Annotated in this window: 13 protein-coding genes, 1 tRNA gene and 1 pseudogene; 8 read left to right on the top strand and 7 right to left on the bottom strand. The window is 71.0% G+C overall.

Annotated features, from left to right (window positions below):
- Positions 1–98 precede the first annotated feature (98 nt).
- Positions 99–704 carry a dCTP deaminase gene (gene dcd, locus QSJ60_RS02355; RefSeq protein ID WP_189084080.1) on the bottom strand — a complete coding sequence of 202 codons (606 nt, stop codon included), beginning with the start codon at positions 702–704 and terminating at the stop codon, positions 99–101.
- 52 nt (positions 705–756) lie between these two features.
- Between dcd and QSJ60_RS02350 the strand changes: the two genes are divergently transcribed.
- Positions 757–827 (top strand) — tRNA-Gly (locus QSJ60_RS02350).
- 168 nt (positions 828–995) lie between these two features.
- On the opposite strand, the gene QSJ60_RS02345 is transcribed toward QSJ60_RS02350, so the two are convergent.
- Positions 996–1,346 carry a hypothetical protein gene (locus tag QSJ60_RS02345; protein ID WP_230765306.1) on the bottom strand — a complete coding sequence of 117 codons (351 nt, stop codon included), beginning with the start codon at positions 1,344–1,346 and terminating at the stop codon, positions 996–998.
- Between the two features lie 526 nt (positions 1,347–1,872).
- Between QSJ60_RS02345 and QSJ60_RS02340 the strand changes: the two genes are divergently transcribed.
- From QSJ60_RS02340 to QSJ60_RS02310, 7 genes and pseudogenes are all read left to right on the top strand, one after another.
- The gene (locus tag QSJ60_RS02340; protein ID WP_230765304.1) at positions 1,873–2,553 is read left to right on the top strand and encodes a M23 family metallopeptidase; all 681 of its coding nucleotides are present in this window, start codon (positions 1,873–1,875) and stop codon (positions 2,551–2,553) included.
- Positions 2,554–2,709: 156 nt separating this feature from the next.
- A pseudogene (locus QSJ60_RS02335) lies at positions 2,710–2,904 on the top strand (ferredoxin); the annotation flags it as partial.
- Entirely contained in the window at positions 2,901–4,094 is a 1,194-nt protein-coding gene (locus tag QSJ60_RS02330; protein ID WP_285462358.1) for an NAD(P)/FAD-dependent oxidoreductase, read from the top strand. The pseudogene QSJ60_RS02335 and the gene QSJ60_RS02330, both read left to right, overlap by 4 nt.
- 14 nt (positions 4,095–4,108) lie before the next feature.
- Positions 4,109–5,353: a cytochrome P450 gene (locus tag QSJ60_RS02325; RefSeq protein WP_285462357.1), complete on the top strand. Its 1,245-nt coding sequence runs from the start codon at positions 4,109–4,111 to the stop codon at positions 5,351–5,353.
- Between the two features lie 26 nt (positions 5,354–5,379).
- On the top strand, positions 5,380–6,246 hold the full coding sequence (locus tag QSJ60_RS02320) for a helix-turn-helix transcriptional regulator (RefSeq protein ID WP_189084074.1): 867 nt from the start codon (positions 5,380–5,382) through the stop codon (positions 6,244–6,246).
- Between the two features lie 173 nt (positions 6,247–6,419).
- A complete protein-coding gene (locus tag QSJ60_RS02315; protein WP_230765297.1) occupies positions 6,420–7,400 on the top strand; it encodes an aldo/keto reductase in 981 nt (326 codons plus the stop codon).
- Positions 7,397–8,137, top strand: a complete 741-nt coding sequence (locus tag QSJ60_RS02310) for a creatininase family protein (protein ID WP_285462356.1) — start codon at positions 7,397–7,399, stop codon at positions 8,135–8,137. Before QSJ60_RS02315 ends, QSJ60_RS02310 begins: the two co-directional genes overlap by 4 nt.
- 152 nt (positions 8,138–8,289) lie before the next feature.
- Here the strand turns inward: QSJ60_RS02310 and rhaS are convergent, their stop codons facing one another.
- The 5 genes from rhaS to QSJ60_RS02285 form a co-directional block, all read right to left on the bottom strand.
- Positions 8,290–9,327: a rhamnose ABC transporter substrate-binding protein gene (gene rhaS / locus QSJ60_RS02305; protein WP_285462355.1), complete on the bottom strand. Its 1,038-nt coding sequence runs from the start codon at positions 9,325–9,327 to the stop codon at positions 8,290–8,292.
- Between the two features lie 67 nt (positions 9,328–9,394).
- Positions 9,395–10,465: an ABC transporter permease gene (locus QSJ60_RS02300; RefSeq protein WP_189084070.1), complete on the bottom strand. Its 1,071-nt coding sequence runs from the start codon at positions 10,463–10,465 to the stop codon at positions 9,395–9,397.
- The gene (locus tag QSJ60_RS02295) at positions 10,462–11,442 is read right to left on the bottom strand and encodes an ABC transporter permease (RefSeq protein WP_285465237.1); all 981 of its coding nucleotides are present in this window, start codon (positions 11,440–11,442) and stop codon (positions 10,462–10,464) included. Before QSJ60_RS02295 ends, QSJ60_RS02300 begins: the two co-directional genes overlap by 4 nt.
- 50 nt (positions 11,443–11,492) lie before the next feature.
- The gene (locus QSJ60_RS02290) at positions 11,493–13,007 is read right to left on the bottom strand and encodes a sugar ABC transporter ATP-binding protein (protein WP_285462354.1); all 1,515 of its coding nucleotides are present in this window, start codon (positions 13,005–13,007) and stop codon (positions 11,493–11,495) included.
- Positions 13,008–13,162: 155 nt separating this feature from the next.
- Positions 13,163–14,167: a LacI family DNA-binding transcriptional regulator gene (locus QSJ60_RS02285; protein WP_230765288.1), complete on the bottom strand. Its 1,005-nt coding sequence runs from the start codon at positions 14,165–14,167 to the stop codon at positions 13,163–13,165.
- Between the last annotated feature and the right edge of the window lie 53 nt (positions 14,168–14,220).

The following is a 14,220-nucleotide window of genomic DNA, read 5'->3' as shown; positions in this document are numbered from 1 at the left end:
ACGCCGCCGGCACCCGCCGAGCGCGGCGGATCCGCGACTGGATCCCCGCCGTTCGGCGGGTTTCGATCGGCACCGCGGCGGCCGCCGCTCGGGTGCCGTTAGTTGCCGCGCGCGCCCGCCTCGCTCGCGCCGACGTCGGTGTGGTGGAAGTTCTGGAACGAGCGCGAGGCGGTCGGCCCGCGCTGCCCCTGGTAGCGGCTCGCGTAGTCGGCGGAGCCGTACGGCCGCTCGGCGGGCGAGGTGAGCCGGAAGAAGCAGAGCTGTCCGATCTTCATGCCCGGCCAGAGCTTGATCGGCAGCGTCGCGACGTTCGAGAGTTCGAGGGTCACGTGGCCGGTGAAGCCCGGGTCGATGAAGCCCGCCGTGGAGTGGGTCAGCAGGCCGAGGCGGCCGAGCGAGCTCTTGCCCTCGAGCCGGGCAGCGATGTCGTCGGGCAGCGTGACCTGCTCGTAGGTGGAGCCGAGCACGAACTCGCCCGGGTGCAGGATGAACGGCTCGTCGGGCTTCACCTCGATGAGGCGGGTGAGCTCGGGCTGGTCCTCGGCGGGATCGATGAAGGGGTACTTATGGTTGTCGAACAGCCGGAAATACCGGTCGAGGCGCACGTCGACGCTCGACGGCTGGAGCATCGCCGGGTCGGACGGCTCGATGCCGATGCGCTCGCGTTCGAGTTCGGCACGGATGTCGCGATCGGAGAGCAGCACGCGCCCAGCCTAGTTGCTACGATGGTCTCCGTGACGTCGCAGGATGTCGCACGCCGAAGTAGTTCAATGGTAGAACTTCTGCTTCCCAAGCAGACAGCGCGGGTTCGATTCCCGTCTTCGGCTCTGATCGAGAATTCAGCCTCCCCGAAGGCGATTCGCTGTTCATGCCGGCGAGCACTCCGAACGGGCGCACATGCCGCGGCCATCGATAGGTTCCGCTCGCCGAGGGCGACCTTTCAGTGTCGATGCATGCGGAGACGCGGCGGCGGGTGCGTATGTCAAGGCGCTCGACTAGCCCCTGTAGTTGCTGAGCGGCTCTTCCGAATCGAACTGGTGCCGATAGCTCCGCGACGCCTGCGACATCGTGACCCACTCGGGCGACGCCACCGAGCCTCCGACGATGCAGTGCGCGGCGCCGTCGTCACGCTGTTCCGCTCCGGCCCCGTTCTTGTAGTCGGCCCAGACCCAGAAATAGCCATCTTCCCGCCGGACTACCTCCGCTTGATCGAAGCTGACCGCGAGGAAGGGGCCGTAGCCCTGGGACTCCACCCCTTCGCCGACCATCGAGATGCACAGTTCGTAGGCGGTGCGCGCATCCAACCCGTTGCTCTCGGGACTCTCGGCGAGAGGCGTCTCGGTCACCGGGGCCGTGGAAGCCGGGGCGGCCGACGGAGCCCCCGCCGACGAGGTCGGCGGCTGAGTAGGCGAGACCTGTGCGGCACACCCCCCGAGCAGTAGTGCAACGACACCCGCAATCACGAATCCCCCGACCTGGTGCATACCGCAGAACGTATCAGCCAGCGGAGCGGTCGACCGTGGCGACGCTGATCCCCCCTGCCGCGCCGCTCATCCCGGCGGCGCGTCAGCTTCCCATCCCTGGGATGCCGTCGACCAGACCGCCGCGAACGCAACCTCCGTGTACGCGCGGATCTGCTGCAGCGTCGAGCACTACTCTGGGCGGCGACGGCACCGCTGACCGGATGTGGGCCGCAGACAGCTCCGGATAGCCCGATGTCTTCGAATATTCCGCTCGGAGTCTCCGCGCACCCGGATATCGGGCCGGCGTGTCGGGTTCTCATTCCCCTTCATCGATCCGTAGTTTCGAACACGCATTCGAATGTCGGGTCGCCGACCGGCGGCCCGGAAGCTACGGAACGAAAGGAGGAACATGGTTCAGTACCAGCATCCGTTCTCCAATCCGGACCTCGCCGACGGCTGGGGGTCATGGGCCGGCGGTCGCAGCCAAGCGCACCGCGGACTCGACTACCCGCAGGCCGCCGATACGCCCATCCCGGCTGTGGCGGACGGCACCGTCAGGCACAACGTCTGGAACGACGCGCTCGGCTGGGTCCTCGTCATCGCGCACGCCGACGGCGTGTTCTCGGGCTACAGCCACATGATCCGGCAGTCGCCGCTCGCGGTCGGTGCATCCGTCGCACGCGGCCAGATCATCGGCAACGTCGGCAACGAGGGCACCGCCTCACAGGGCAACCACCTGCACCTGACCATCACCTACACCCACGACGGCACTTGGAACAACGGAGACCTCAGCGTCACCACCGATCCATGGATCTACATCAACGCACGCCTGAGCGGGATCCCGACCACCACCCCTCACGTAAGGAACAACAACGGCATGTCTTCGCTCTTCCACATCCAGAACACCGACGGCTCGCACACTTGGGCCCTCGCCGGCGACGGCCGCGGCACCGCGGCCTGGCTGCAGATCTCCGACGTGAACGTCGCGAACGGCCTCGCCGGGCAGCACGGGACCGCGGTCAACCTCGACTGGGGCACCTGGCAGGCCTGGAAGACCGCCTACCTCTCGAAGGAGCCCGTCCAGCAGTAGCTCCCCGCCACGGCACCCCCTCCCGCCTTCGAGCGGGAGGGGGCGCCTCGAGTGCGGGCGCCTGATCGTCCAGTCCATGTTCTGGGTGCGCGGGGCATGGGATTCCGTGGTTGCCACGGCTTGGATTGACTCCATCGCACCTAGTACAGAGGAGTACCGATGAGCATCCTGGTCCAGACCGACGCCTGCGTCGGCGCCGGGCAGTGCGCCCTCGTCGCCCCCGACGTGTTCGACCAGGACGACAACGGCATCGTCCTGCTGCTCGAGCCCGATCCCCAGGGCGCCGACCTCGCGGCGGCGACCCGCGCCGTGCGGCTCTGCCCGGCCCGCGCCATCGCGCTCACGACATGAGCGCCTCCGCACGCGTCGTCATCGTCGGCGGGTCGATCGGCGGGCTCACCGTCGCCGAGTCGTTGCGCGACGAGGGCTTCGACGGCGAGATCACCCTGCTCGGCGACGAGCCGCACCTGCCGTACACCCGGCCGCCGCTGTCGAAGCAGATCCTCGCCGGCGAATGGCAGCCGGATCAGGCCGCCATCCGCACGGCGGCGGAGCTCGACGAGCTCGGCATCCGCGTGCTCACCGGTCGGCGGGCGACCGGACTCGACGTCGGCGCGCGCACCCTGCACACCGGCGACGGCCCGATCGCCTTCGACGAACTCGTCATCGCGACGGGCACGGAGCCCCGGCGGCATCCCGTGCTGACCGAGGCATCCACGCTCCGCACCATGGACGACGCGCTGCGACTGCGCGAGCGGATGGATGAGGCCCGGCGCATCGCGGTGATCGGCTCCGGCATCCTCGGCTCCGAGATCGCGAGCGCCGCGCGCAAGCGCGACGCGGAGGTGCTGCTCGTCGGCCGCTCCGGCGCGCTCGGCTTCGGCGGGGTCGGCACCCTCCTGAGCGAGGAGCTCGTGCGACTGCACGAGGCGCACGGCGTCGAGCTCGCCCTCCGCACCGAGCTCGTCGCCGCCCGTCCCGCCGGCACGACGGCCGCACCCGACGCCACCGCGCTTGAGTTCGCCGACGGCACCACGCGCACCGTCGACCTCGTCGTCACCATGATCGGCGGCACCCCGCGCACCGACTGGCTCGCCTCCTCGACGCTCGAGCTCGCCGACGGTATCGCCTGCGACCGCCTCGGCATCGCCGCCCCCGGCGTCTCCGCGGTGGGCGACGTCGCCGCCTGGTTCGACCCGATCACCGGGCGGCACCGCCGCGTCGAGCACCAGAGCAACGCCATCGAGCAGGCCATCGCCGTCGCCGGGCGCCTCGCGCACGGCGCCGAGGGCGCGCAGCCGGTGCCGCTGTTCTGGTCGGAGATCCACGGCACCCGCATCCACGCCTACGGCTGGTTCGACCCCGAGCGGCCGCTCACCGAACTGCCCACGGCCGCCGAGTCCGCGGGCACCGTCTACGGCAGCCACGACGACGCCGGAGCGCTCCGCGGCGTCGTCGGCTGGAACGCCCCGCCCCGCGACTTCCGCACGGCCCGCGCGGCCGTCGTCACCTCCGCCCGTCCCCTCGTCGCCCACTCCTGAAGGAAGCCAGATCGATGACGATCCCCGCCGAATGCCCGTTCCACTCCCGCTCCCTCCCCGGCGACGGCACCCCGCTCACGCCGTCCCCGCAGCTCGCCGCCTGGCGCGAGGCCGGCGCGTTCATGCCGCTCGACTTCCAGGACGGCCACGAGGGCCTCGTCGCCACCCGCTACGAGGCGGCGGTCGCCGTGCTGCAGGATCCGCGGTTCAGCATGCGGCCCTCGCGGATGCCGGTCGGCCCGCCCGCGCACGGCGAGGAGGGCAAGGCCGAGAGCGCCGCCGTGCCGCTGGAGGCGCCGGGCGAGCTGGATGCCTCGGGGCAGGCCTCCGACGAGCTCAACCTGCTGAACCTCGACGGTGAGGAGCACGCGAAGCTCCGGCGCGCCGTGACCGCCCGCTTCTCGGTGCGTCAGGCCCGGGCCCGCGAGCCGTGGATCCGCGCCATGGTCGCCGAGCAGATCGAGGCGCTGCGCGAGCGCGGCCCGGTCGTCGACCTCTGGCGCGACTACGCCATGCCGATCTCGGCCCGCACGCACTGCCACGTCATCGGCATCCCGGAGCACCACTACGAGCGCTTCGTCGCGCTCTTCGTCGAGGAGTCGACGGCGCAGCAGAAGTACGACTTCATCCGCGCCCTCCTCGAGGAGCGCGCAGACTCGCCGGGCGAGGACGTCATCACCGACCTGCTGCAGAACCCCGAGCTCGACCGGGTCGAGGTCGAGGCGCTGCTGCGCCTGCTGATGGGCGCGGGGCGAGACTCCGTCGCGTATCTGATCGCGACGGCCTCCGTCGCACTGCTGACGAACCCCGAGCAGCTGGCGATCCTGCGCGCGGACCCCGAGCAGCTGCGTCCGGCGGTCGAGGAGTTCATGCGCGCCGGCGCCATGTTCGTGACGCTCTTCGCCCGCACCGCGCTCGAGGACGTCGAGATCGAGGGCACGCGCATCCCCGCCGGCACCTCGGTGTCGGTCTCGCCCGTCGCGGCGAACCGCGACCCCGGGCACTGGGGCGAGCGCCCAGAGGAGTTCGACGTCACCCGGGACGCGTTCGGCCACCTGGGCTTCGGCTACGGCATCCACGGATGCATCGGCCAGCAGGTCGCCCGCGTCGAGATCCGCGAGGCCATCGCGGCCCTGCTGGAGTCGTTCCCCGGCGTCGCGCTCGTCGACGCGGAGCAGCTCACCCCGCAGCCCTTCGCACACCCCGTCGCCGTGTACGAGGCGGGCACCGTCTCGGTCCGCCTGGAGGCCGCCGCCTGACGCTCATGCGACCTACCATGGTCGATGTGACGCTGCTGCACCCCGACGACGACCCCGTCGTCGTCGGCGCGAACTGGTACCGCTTCACCTCGGGCGAGCAGATCGTGAACCCGCACGTGATGAGCGTCTCGTTCATCTGGATCGTGAGCGGCGGCGGCGAGATCCGCGCCGGCGGGCAGAGCTGGACCGTCGACGCGCAGCACGTCGTGCGGCTGCCGTGGCACCACCGGGTCGAGTACCGCGCGAACCGCCGCGGGCCGTTCCACATCGGCACCCTGCACGTCGTGCCCCGCTATGACCGTTCGGCGCCCGTCGTGCCCCGGGTCGCGCACCTGCCGGGCGACCCGCTGCTCGACGATCCGGCCAGGCACGGCGATGCGGCGGCATTCCGCCCCGGCTTGTCGACGATGCGGAACGCCGCCGCCCGGCGCATCACCGAGTTCGGCACGATCGCCATCGAACGACTCGGAGAGGGCGCCTTCGACGAGGAGTACTTCCGGGCGCTCGGGCGGCTCATCCTCTTCGAGAACGCCGCCTGGGCCGACAGCCACGCGCAGCAGACCGCCGTGCCCGGCTCGCTCGAGCTGATGATGACGTTCATCCGCCACCACATCGCCGAGCCGCTGACCGTCGCCCGGGTCGCCGAGGCGGCCAGGTGCAGCGAGACGACCGCGCAACGCCTGTTCACCCGGCATACCGGCGAGTCCATGCAGGCGTGGATCCGGCACGTGCGCCTGCGCGAGGCCGGCAGCCTGCTGCGCACGACCGGCATGCGGGTGAGCGAGGTGGCGCAGCTCGTCGGCTACCCCGATCCGCTGTACTTCTCGCGCGCGTTCCGCCGCGCGTACGGGGTCTCCCCGACCCAGTTCGCGCGCGACACCGTGCGACCCTGAGGCGGCGGCGAGCACTGCTCGTCCAGTCCATGTTTCCGCGTTCCGGTGTCCTCCGCCCGGCCATCCGCGCTTCGTAGATTCGAAGGGCCGCGCCGGATGCGCGGCGCGGTGTGCACCCCGCGCGCCGCCGCGCGCAAGCAGCGCGCCCCGAGCGTGAAGGAGCGCACCAGCACATGACCGTTCATCGACGACCGTTCGGTCGCACCGGGTGGGAGATCAGCGAGGTGTCGTTCGGCGCCTGGCAGCTCGGCGGGCAGTGGGGGCCGGTCGACGACGACGCCTCGGTCCGCGCGCTCCTCGACGCCTACGAGCGCGGCATCAACTTCGTCGATACCGCCGAGATGTACGGCTCCGGCCACAGCGAGGAGGTCGTCGGCCGATCGCTGCGGGAGTGGGGCGGCGAGCGCGTCTACGTCGCCACGAAGGTGCAGCCGCCCGAGTGGCCGCACCCCTCGGTCGACGACCCCGACATCGCGGCCGCCTACCGGCCGGAGTACCTGCGCGCGCAGGCCGAGCAGTCGCTGCGCCGCCTGGGCGTCGAGCGGATCGACCTGTATCAGCTGCACTGCTGGATGCCTCGCGGGATGCAGGAGCTCGGCTGGCTGGAGACCCTGCACGAGCTGCGCGCGGAGGGCAAGATCGACCGCATCGGCGTCTCGCTGCGCGACTACCGGGCCGACGAGGGCGTCGCCCTCGCCGAGTCGGGGCTGGTCGACTCGATCCAGGTCATCTACAACCTCTTCGAGCAACGGCCCGAGGAGGCGCTGCTGCCCGCCGCCGCCGCGTCCGGCACGGCGATCATCGTGCGCGTCGCCCTGGATTCCGGCTCGCTGAGCGGAGCGTGGACGCCGGAGACGTACGCGCAGTGGGCGGATGACTCGGTGCTGAAGACGATGTTCCGCGGCGAGCGCTTCAGCGAGACGCTGGAGCGGGTCGAGGCGATCAAGGCGGTCACGGCGCCGCACTACGACGGGCTCGACGAGGCCGCCGTGCGCTTCGTGCTCGACCGCCCCGAGGTCTCGACCGCGATCGTCGGCATGACCTCGCAGCGACGCATCGCCCGCAACCTGTCGTTCGCCGACGGGCGCGGGCTCGCCGAGGGGCTGCGCGAGCAGCTCGCCGGCTTCGGATGGGAGAGGAACTTCTACGTATGAGCGACACGACCGCAGCCACCGACGTCTCACCCGCGATCGAGCGGCTGAGCCCGGAGCAGATCGAGGCGCGCCTGTCGCTCGCCTCGGTCGCGTACCTGCCGCTCGGCTCGCTCGAGTTCCACGGCCCGCATCTGCCGATCGGCCTCGACGCCCTCACCGCGTACGGCATCTGCCTGCGGGCCGCCGGGCAGCACGGCGGCGTCGTGCTGCCCCCGTACTACCAGGCGGTCGGCGGTGAGCACTCGCGCTACCCGTGGACGATCATGAGCGACACCCCCGAGGCGATCGAGGCGCTCCTCGGCGAGAGCCTGGCCCGGCTCTCGGAGCTGGGCGTGCGCCGCGTCGTCATCCTGAGTGGTCACTTCGCGGAGGAGCAGCGCGAGCTGGTCGAGCGGGTGGCGGATCGCTGGAACGGCACGGATGCCCCGCTGCGCGCCGTCGCCCGCACGCTCGGCCAGGCGCCGACCCCGCCGGTCGCGCCGGACCATGCCGGCCGCTTCGAATCCCTCGTGCTGCACGCCCTCTCGCCCGAGCTCGTGCACGTCGACGCACTGCCCGACCCCACGACGCATCCGGCCCCTGACGGCGAGGACCCCTACGGCCAGGACCGGCACCGCGCCGACCACCCGCTGCACGGCGTCTTCGGCGCCGACCCCCGCCGCCTCGACACCGAGCACGCCGAGCCGCTGCTCGCCCACCTCGTGGACTGGGTCGCGGGCCTCGCGGAAGCGGGCTGAGCCGGCCACCACTTCACCACGTCACCACCACCCCGAGTTGCCCGACTTTCATGAAAGTCGGGCAACTCGGTCATCACCTCAGCGACGAAGCGCCCCGGCCGATCCCGGCCGGGGCGCTTCTGGGTGGGTGTCGAACGAGACCCGCCGACGACTCAGAAGTCGAAGTCGTCGATGTTGTCCTTGTCGAACACGTACGGGTCGCCGAGCAGCACGGTCGCGTCCGCGCCCACGGTGTACTCGCCGAGCTTGCCGGCCGTGAAGGTGTCGCCCTCCTTGCCGGTGATGTCGCCGTTGATGAGCGCCGCCGCGGCGTAGGCCGACAGGTAGCCGAGGTCCTCCGGGTTCCACAGCGCGAAGGCGGTGACGGTGCCGTCCTCGATGTACTCGCGCATCTGGTTCGGCGTGCCGAGGCCGGTCAGCGCGACCTTGCCCTTGTAGTCCGAGGTCGAGAGGTAGCGCGCGGCCGCCGAGATGCCGATGGTCGTCGGCGAGACGATGCCCTTCAGGTTCGGGTGCGACTGCAGCACGGCCGCCGTCTTGTCGAACGAGATCTGCTCGTCGTCGTCGCCGTAGACGACGTCCACGAGCTGGATGTTCGGGTGGTCGGCCGCGAGCAGTTCCTTCATCTTGTCGATCCAGGTGTTCTGGTTCGTCGCGTTCGCGGTCGACGAAACGATGGCGATCTCGCCCGCGTCGCCGATCTGCTCGGCGATGAGGTCGACCTGCACCTTGGCGATGCCGTCGGCGGTCGCCTGGTTCACGAAGAGGTCGCGGCAGTCGGGGTTCGTGTCGGAGTCGAAGGTGACGACCTTGACGCCGGCGTCGCGGGCCTCGTTGAGCGCGTCGCAGATCGCCTTCGGGTCGTTCGCCGAGACGACGAGCGAGCCGACGCCCTGCTGCGTGGCGGTGTTGATGTAGCTCACCTGGGCGTCGGGGCCGGACTCCGCCGGGCCGACCTCGGCGAAGGTGCCGCCGAGCTCCTCGACGGCCGCCTTGCCGCCCTTGCTCGAGGTGTCGAAGTAGGGGTTGCCGAGGCTCTTCGGCAGGAAGGTGATCGAGAGGTTGTCGCTGCCGCCGCCCTCGCTCGCGCCTCCGCCCGAGGAGCCGGTGTCGGCGCAGCCGGAGAGTGCGAGCGCAGCCGCCACCGCGGCCGCAGCCACGGCGGTCGCACGCTTGTGTGCAAACTTCATTGTTCTTCCATTCCTTTCGTGCTGGCGACCGAGACGGATGCCGTCGGCCGGGGGACGCGCAGCGTCGTCAAGATGCTGTGGGTGCTGCGACGGAGGAGACCGGGCCCGAGCGTCGTCGCCGGACCTTCTGCAGCCAGGCGAGCAGGCTCGCACTGACGACCGAGACCACCAGCAGCGTGCCGGTGATGACGTTGATGACGTCGGAGGTGACGTTCGCGAGGCGGAGGGCGCTCGAGAGCACGCCGATCAGGAGCACGGCGGCGACGACCCCGTAGAGCTGGCCGCGGCCGCCGAAGACGGAGACCCCGCCGAGCACGACCGCGGCGATCACCTGCAGCTCGAGCCCGGTCGCGTTGTCGCCGCGGGCGCTGCCGAAGCGCAGGGTGTAGAAGACGCCCGCGAACGCCGCGACGAGCCCGGCCGCCATGAAGAGCAGGAACTTCGTGCGCTCCAGGTGCACGCCCGAGAAGCGCGCGGCATCCTTCGACTGCCCGATCGCGTAGATGCCGCGACCGAAGGGCGTGAAGTGCAGCACCACGACGAAGATCACGAGCAGGATCAGGAACGGGATCATGATGTACGGGATCGTCGTGCCGGCGATCTTCGCCTTCGCGAGGGCCGTCCAGCCCTCGGGGAAGTCAGTGACGGCGGTGGTGCCGAGCAGGCCGACCGCGAGACCGCGGAAGAGCGCGAGCGTGCCGATCGTCACCGCGAGCGAGGGCAGGCCGACCACGGTCACGAGGAAGCCGTTGAACGCGCCGCCGATGGCGCCGACGAGCAGCGCGAGCACGGCGGCGAGCTCGAAGGGCAGGCCGGCGTGCACCCCGGCGCCGGTGACGACGCTCGCGAGGCCGACCATGCTGCCGACCGACAGGTCGATCTCGCCCGTGATCATCACGAGCGTCATCGGCAGCGCGATCAGCAGGATCGGCGCGATGTCGAGCAGCAGGTAGTTGAGCGTGATCGGCTGCGCGAAGCCGCGCACCGTGAGCATCGCGTAGGCGACGACGAGCACGAGGAGCGCCACGATCGCCATCTCGCGGGTGAGCAGCACCCGACGCCAGAGCGGCTTCTCGTAGTCGCGGCTCACCCGGTTCGTCGTGGCGGGCGGGGTCGCCGGGGTGGTCGTGGTGGTCATGACTCGTCCCTCGCTTCGATGAGCCGCTGTCTCTGCCGCACGGCGAGCCAGCGGTCGAGCACGATGGCGCCGATGATGAGCACGCCGACGACGGCGCGCTGCCAGAAGTCGGGGATGCCGAGGATCGGCAGCGCCCGGTTGATGGTCATCAGCAGCACGGCGCCGATCGCGGCGCCCCACACGGTGCCGATGCCGCCCGTGATCGCGACGCCGCCGATGACGGCCGCGCCCACGGCGTCGAGCTCCCAGCCGGCGCCGGCCTGCGAGCTGACCGTGCCGTAGCGGGCGACGTAGAAGACGCCGGCGAGGCCCGCGAGCGCGCCCGACAGGGTGAAGGCGGTGAGCACCCGGCGGGTGACCTTGAGGCCGTAGAGCTCGGCCGCAGCCGGGTCGGAGCCGATCGCGTAGTACTCGCGGCCGCCGCGCGTGTTGCGCATGTACCAGGCCGCGGCGGCGAGGATGACGAACGCGACGATGGCGAGGATCGGGATGGTGAGGAACTGCCCCGTGCCGATCGCGAGGAACTCCTTCGGCATGTCCGAGGCGTTGACCCGGGTCGAGCCGGCCCACATCACGTTGATGCCGCGGTAGGCGTAGAGCGTGCCGAGCGTGATCACCATCGCGGGCACGCGGGCGAAGGCGACGAGCGAGCCGTTCACGAGCCCGAGGAAGGCGCCGAACAGCACCGCCAGGAGTACGACGACGGGGATCGGCAGGTCGGGCACGTCGATGAAGAGCCGGCCGGTGAGGTAGGCCGACAGCCCCATCACCGAGCCGACCGAGAGGTCGACGTTGCGGGTGATGATGACGATCGCCTGCCCGGCGGCGACGAGCACCAGGATCGACGGAGTGAGCAGCAGGTCGCGCCAGCCGTCCGTCGAGAAGAGGAAGCTCGGGTTCATCGTCGTCGCGGCGATCACCACGAGGACGAGGGCGATCAGGATGCCGAACTCGCGCGCTTTGCCGAGGGCGCCGATGTGCTTCGTGATCCCGGAGACGGGGATCACCGTGGTGGGGGGAGAGGAGGTCACGAGTGCTGCTCCGATGCGTGGGTGGCGGCGAACATCACGTTCTCGCTGGTGGCGTCTGCGCGGTCGATCTCGGCCGTGATGCGCCCCTCGCGCATCACGAGCACGCGGTCGGCCATTCCGAGCACCTCTGGCAGCTCGGAGGAGATCATGAGGATGCCCATGCCCTCGCCGGCGAGCTCCGAGAGCAGGCGGTGCACCTCGGACTTCGTGCCGACGTCGATGCCGCGCGTGGGCTCATCGACGATGAGCACGTCGGGCTTCGTCGCGAGCCACTTGGCGAGCACGACCTTCTGCTGGTTCCCGCCGGAGAGGGTCGCCGCGACGGTGTCGAGGGCGTAGGACTTCACCTCGAGCCGGCTCGCCCAGACGCGGGCGGCGCGGTTCTCGAGGCCGGTGGTGATGAGGCCGAAGCGGGAGAGCTCGCGGCGGATCGCCATCGTGATGTTGCGGCCGACGCCGGAGTCGATGACGAGCCCCTGCTTGCGGCGATCCTCGGGCACGAGGGCGAGTCCGGCCCGCATGGCCTCGGTGGGCCGTCCGCGGCGGATGCGGCGGCCCTTGAGCGTGACGCTGCCCTCGCGGTACTGGTCGACGCCGAAAACAGCGCGGGCGACCTCGCTGCGGCCGGCGCCGACGAGGCCCGCGAGCCCGACGATCTCGCCGGCGCGCACGGTGAAGCTGATGTCGTGGAAGACGCCGGGCGAGGTGAGCCCCTCGACCTCGAGCAGCGGTTCGCCGACGACCGTCTCCTGCTTGGGGAACAGCTCGGTGACCTCGCGGCCGACCATCTGGCGCACGAGTTCGCCCGGCGTGGTCTCGGCGATCGGGGTCGTGGCGATGTACGAGCCGTCGCGCATGACGGTGACGGTGTCGCAGAGCGCGAAGACCTCGTCGAAGCGGTGCGAGATGAAGATGAGTCCGCGGCCCTCGTCGCGCAGGCTGCGGGCGATCGCGAACAGGCGCTCGGCCTCGACGCCGGACAGCGCCGCGGTGGGCTCGTCCATGATCAGGACCTTCGCGTCGAGCGAGACGGCTTTGGCGATCTCGATGACCTGCTGGTCGGCGATCGACAGGCCCTCGGCCGGGCGATCGGGGTCGATGACGACGCCGAGCCGGGTGAAGAGCCGCTCCACCTCGTGCCGCATCGCCTTCCGGTCGATCCGGCCGAAGCGGCCGGTGAGCTGGCGGCCCATGAAGATGTTCTCGGTGACCGAGAGGTCCGGGAAGAGCGTCGGCTCCTGGTAGATGACCGCGACGCCCGCGGCCTTCGACTGGGCGGTGGAGGTGAAGTCGACGTCTTCGCCGTCGAGCCGGAACTCGCCGGCGTCGCGGCGGTAGAGGCCGGCGACGATCTTCACGAGCGTGGACTTGCCGGCGCCGTTCTCGCCGATGAGGGCGTGGATCGAGCCGGCCTGCAGCCGCAGGCTGGCGGAGCGCAGCGCCACGACGGCGCCGAACGACTTGACGACCTCCGAGAGCTCGAGGACCACGGGTGCGTCAGTGCTCGGCACGGGGTTCCTCCTCGTTGAGGGTGTTGGGGGATCAGTGGTTCAGTGGATCGGTGTGAATCGATTCACTTTCGATTCAGGGCAACTGTAGGCATCCGTCGCCCGTCGGTCAAGTCACGGATCGGACACGACCCCCGGACTGGCGGGGCGGCCCTGGATCACGGGCCGGTCGACGCCCGCACGACGAGTTCGGGCTGGAAGCGGACGTGCCGGATGGCCGCGCCCTCGGAGTCGAGCGCCTCGAGCAGCAGCTCGACCGCCGCCGCCCCGATCGCACGCGCCGGCTGGCGCACCGAGGACAGCGGGACCACCGCGGACTGCGCGAAGTCGATGTCGTCGTAGCCGATGAGGGCGAGATCCTCGGGCACGCGCACCTCGCCGAGGATCGCGGTGCCCTGCAGCACGCCGACCGCGAGCAGGTCGTTCGCGCAGAACACGGCGTCGGGGCGATCGGCCGCATCCCGCCGGGCGATCTCCTCGCCCGCATCCCGGCCGTGCAGCACGGTCAGCGCGTCGAGCTCGATCACCTCGAGCGTCGCCTCCGGCACGCCGGCGAGCGCGCGCCGGGCGCCCTCGAGCCGGTCGGCCACCTGGCGGATCGAGCGCGGCCCGCCGATGTAGGCGATGCGCCGACGCCCCCGCTCCAGCAGGTGCGCGACGGCCAGCATGCCGCCCTGCACATCGTCGACCGCGACCGACGGCACCCCGCCGCCCGGCAGCTCGCCGTCGACGATCACGAGCGGGATGCCGCTGTCCGCGAGCCGGCGCACGGCGCTCGCCTCGAGGTCGGTCGGCGTGAGCAGCACGCCGTTGACCCGCTGCTCGCGGAAGAGCTCGAGGTAGGCGCGTTCGCGACTCGGCGTCTGATCGCTGTTGCCGAGCAGCACGGCCATGCCCTCGCGGGCGGCGCGCTCCTCCGCCCCGCGGGCGACCTCGGCGAAGAACGGGTTGGCGCTGTCGAGCACGACGAGGCCGATGCTGCGACTGCGCCCGGCGCGCAGCTGCCGGGCCGCGTCGTTGCGGACGAAGCCGAGCCGGTCGATCGCGGCCTGCACCCGCGCCACGGTGGCGGGCGCCACCTTGTCCGGGCGGTTCAGCACGTTGGACACCGTGCCGACCGACACCGCGGCGGCGGCCGCGACGTCCTTCACGCTCACTGACATAGGTGGCCCCTCGCCCTGATGGTCGGTGATGGCGGATCGCTTGACGGATCCTT

The sequence above is a fragment of the Agromyces sp. NBRC 114283 genome (assembly GCF_030268405.1).
In the GTDB taxonomy this organism is placed as follows: domain Bacteria; phylum Actinomycetota; class Actinomycetes; order Actinomycetales; family Microbacteriaceae; genus Agromyces; species Agromyces mediolanus.
This window is presented reverse-complemented; position numbering and strand designations above follow the sequence as displayed.